This is a genomic window from Streptomyces sp. NPDC057654, from assembly GCF_042800135.1.
Lineage (GTDB): Bacteria > Actinomycetota > Actinomycetes > Streptomycetales > Streptomycetaceae > Streptomyces.
This window is the reverse complement of the sequence record NZ_JBHVHQ010000823.1, coordinates 1-3,853: the sequence shown is the minus strand read 5'-3', so window position 1 is coordinate 3,853 and position 3,853 is coordinate 1. Positions and strand designations below refer to the sequence as shown.

Genomic DNA, 3,853 nt, shown 5'->3' with positions numbered 1-3,853 from the left:
GCACTCCTTCGAGGGGCGGACGGGCAGAAGCCGTCCGTGAGGGCGGGCTGCCCGCTACACTCCCACCGCTCGGCGTTTGCCCAGGCCAAGCCACGAAGTACTGCTGGAGTACTAGCCTCGTCCTTTCATGAAGTGGGCTGTCCGACGGATGGTCAGGTAAACGGAAAATGCCTCTGACGCGTAAATATCTGCAGGTCATGGTGGGCATGGGCAGGGTTGAGCGCCCGGTTGTGGTGGGGTGCTGGGCGTGCGGCCTTGGTTCAGGCTGTGGCCGTGCTCTCGATGGGGTTGAGGGTGACGGTGTAGCCGAGCTGGTTGAGGCGGCTGACGGCCTGGCGGGTGGCACGTTCGGGGTCGCGCCGGGTGAGGTGGTCGCCGCCCAGCTCGTGGTAGGCGGCGTTGTCGGTGAGCATGTGCCAGACCGCGGTGATGATGGAGTGTTCGACGGCGACCAGGGCCCGGAGCGGGCCGCGGCGTGGGGCCAGGCGTTTGAAGCGGGCCTGCAGGTAGGTGTTCTTGGCCTGGGCGGCGCTGAACGCGGCCAGGCCCAGGGCGGCCTTGAGGTAGGGGTTACCGGGCCGGGTCTTGGTGTTCTTGGTGCGGCCGGCGGACTCGTGGTGGCCGGGGCAGACCCTGGCCCAGGACGCGAGGTGTTTGGCGGAGGCGAACCGGCGCATGTCCCCGCCGGTCTCCGCGACGATCACTTCGGCGGTGTGCCGGTTGACTCCGGGGATGGTGTCGAGCAGGTCGAGCGCGGGGCGAAAGGGGGCCATCGCCTCCCCGATCCGTGTGGTGAGCTGGTCGATCATCACGGTGTGCTGGTCGTACTGGTCCAGGTGCAACCGGGCCAGGAACGCGTGGTGTTCGCGGAAGCGGCCGGTCAGGGCCTCGGTGAGTTCGGGGATCTTGTTGCGCATCCGGCGCTTGGCCAGCTCCGCCAGGATCTGTGGGTCGCGTTCGCCGGCGATGAGGGCTTCGAGCATGGCCCGGCCGGAGACGCCCATGATGTCGGAGGCGACCGCGGAGAGCTTGATACCGGTGTCCTCCAGGAGTTTCTCCAGCCGCTGAACTACCCGGGAGCGTTCACGGGCAACGACCGTGCGGGCGCGGGTCAGATCCCGCAGCTCCCGCACCGGCTGGGGCGGCACGAACGAGGGCCGGACCAGGCCGTGGGCGCCGAGCTGGGCCAGCCAGGCCGCGTCCGAGACATCGGTCTTGCGGCCGGGCAGGTTCTTGACCTGCCGGGCGTTGACCAGGATGACGTTCAACTCGTCGGCCAGGACGTAGTAATAAGGCTTCCAGTAGTCCGAGGTCGCCTCGATCACGACCAGCGTGACCCGCCCGGCGAGCAGGTGCTCGCGCAGGGCGAGGACCGCGTTGGTCGTCGCGCCCCAGGTCGTGGTCTGGCTCGTGAACGATCCCCGGCGCTTGGCGCTCGGGGTCCTCACGCACAGCTTGGCGTCCTTCTTGCTGACGTCGAGGCCGGCACAACGTTCGTGCAGCACGTCCACGGTCTTGCTCCCTCCCTCGCCGGACAGCCGGGTATGCCGTTCCGGGAGGGCCAGGGTGAATCAGGAATTCTGACGCACGTGCTCCGCAGCAACACTCCACGGTTCCCGTGGACGGCCCCCAGCACCATGCTCACCAGCGAGCTGCACAGCATCACAGAGGCATCGGTTTCGACCGGAAACAGCCCTCCCACCATCCCGAACCCACAACATCCCTGGTCAGGGCGGGCAGAAGCACCCCACGGCGCGCGCCACACGATTTACTGCGCCCCCGGCGCGCACCGAAGGTGCGCTGAACTGCTGACCAGCAAGAATGAGGATTGTCGAGATCCCTGTTCCCGCCACCGTCGGAGGCACTTCCCAGGTGAAGAAGCGTATCGGTTCCTACCCACGTGTCCGCGTCGAGGGCGGTGGTCATGGGGTGGTGTCGCAGGCCGGGGCGGTTCTGCTGGTCGAGACCGTCCGCAAGGCCGGGCTGGACCGGGAGGTATCGACGGTGCTTGCGCCGTGGCGGCGTTCACGGGCGGTGCACGATCCGGGCAAGATCCTCCTGGACGTGGCCCTCGCGGTGGCGCTGGGCGGTGACTGCCTCGCGGATGTCGGGATGCTGCGGGCCGAGCCCGGCGTGTTCGGGCCGGTGGCCTCCGACCCCACGGTCTCCCGCCTGATCGGCACTCTTGCCGCAGCCGGGCCGAAGGCCCTGTCCGCGATACGGGCCGCTCGGGCCGCAGCGCGTCTGGAAGCTGGCCGGTACTGCGGCGCCGGATGCCGCGGGGCAGGTGACCGTGGACCTGGACGGGGTACTCGTGCTGGCCCACTCCGAGAAGCAGGACGCCACCGCGACTTGGAAGAAGACCTTCGGACACCATCCTCTGATGGGGTTCGTCGACCACGGAAGCGGCGGGAGCGGTGAGCCGGTGGCCTCCCTGCTCAGGCCGGGCAACGCGGGCAGCAACACCGCCGCCGACCACATCACCACGGCCCAGCTCGCCCTGGCACAACTGCCGAAGAAGTACCGGCGCGGACGCCGCACCCTGATCCGTACCGACTCCGCAGGCGGCACCCACGAGTTCGTCGCCTGGCTCGCCCGGCGCGGCCGGTGGCTGTCGTACTCGGTCGGCATGACCATCACCGAGCAGATCCGCCAGACCGTCCTCAAGGTTCCCGCCACGGCCTGGACTGCAGCGGCCGAGCCCGGCGGCGAGATCCGGGAGGGCGCCTGGGTCGCCGAACTGTCCGGCGACTGCCTCAAGGGCTGGCCGAAGGGAATGCGGCTGATCGTCCGCAAGGAACGGCCCCACCCCGGCACCCAGTTGTGGATCACCGACGCCGACGGACTGCGGCTGACCTGCTTCGCCACCAACACCACCGCCATGCCGATCGCGGCACTGGAACTGCGGCACCGCCGGCGGGCGCGGGCCGAGGACCGCATCCGGGCCGCGCGGGCCACCGGCCTGCGCAACCTGCCCCTGCACGACACTGCGCAGAACCAGATCTGGCTGGAGATCCTCCAGCTTGCCCTGGACCTGCTGGCCTGGATGCCGATGCTCGCTCTGACCGGCGAAATCCGCAGGTGGGAACCCCGCCGTCTCCGGTTCCGCCTTCTCTCCGCCGCCGCCCAGCTCGTCACGACCGCCCGCCGCCGGCACCTGCGGTTCGCACGCCACTGGCCCTGGACCGACGTGATCACCGACGCCCTGGCGCGACTCGAAGCTCTCCCGAACCCAGGCTGACCAGCACGTTCCCGTCCCTGCGAGCACCATTACCCCGACCGGCGACGTGGAACCCGGCGCCCACCCGACGCGACAGCCGGGCCATCCGCGTGCCCACCACCGACCCGAACAACCGAAACGGCCCGCCGAAGAACCCAACGGACCGTCACGAAAGATCGAGGCTAGGCCGATCGCGTCCCGCTTGTACTCGTCCGAGTACCGCTTCGTGTACTTGCTTCCCACCTGGCACTACTTCCTCTGAAACCTCTCAGACCCCAGTCTCCAGGTGTCCACGATCAAGGGAAAGCTTCAAGCCCAGCCCCCTGAAGATCACTGCTCCGTCACAACCTGCTGGCCTGGATGCCCATGCTCACCCTGACCGGGAAAGCCCGGCTCTGGGAACCCCGCCGACTCCGGCTCCGCCCCTTCTCCCCTGCCGCCCAGCTCGTCACGGCTGGCAGACGTCACATCCTCTGCCTCGCCCGACACTGGCCGTGGACCGACGAGATCACCACAGCACTCGCACGACTCGCTCTCCTGCCGAAGCCCGGCTGACCAGCGACTCTCCACCCATACGAGGAGCGCCATCCCACCGGAGCAGTGGAACCCGGCCCCCACCCGACGCGACACTCG

1 protein-coding gene and 2 pseudogenes are annotated in these 3,853 nt (G+C 68.9%); 2 read left to right on the top strand and 1 reads right to left on the bottom strand.

Going from position 1 to position 3,853, the window contains the following annotated elements; genetic code table 11:
• Positions 1–260 precede the first annotated feature (260 nt).
• Positions 261–1,511: an IS110 family transposase gene (locus tag ACFU99_RS36545; RefSeq protein ID WP_384400820.1), complete on the bottom strand. Its 1,251-nt coding sequence runs from the start codon at positions 1,509–1,511 to the stop codon at positions 261–263.
• 361 nt (positions 1,512–1,872) lie between these two features.
• Here ACFU99_RS36545 and ACFU99_RS36540 point away from each other — a divergent pair.
• Positions 1,873–3,241, top strand: a pseudogene (locus tag ACFU99_RS36540) (IS1380 family transposase).
• Between the two features lie 324 nt (positions 3,242–3,565).
• A pseudogene (locus ACFU99_RS36535) lies at positions 3,566–3,775 on the top strand (transposase); the annotation flags it as partial.
• Positions 3,776–3,853 lie beyond the last annotated feature (78 nt).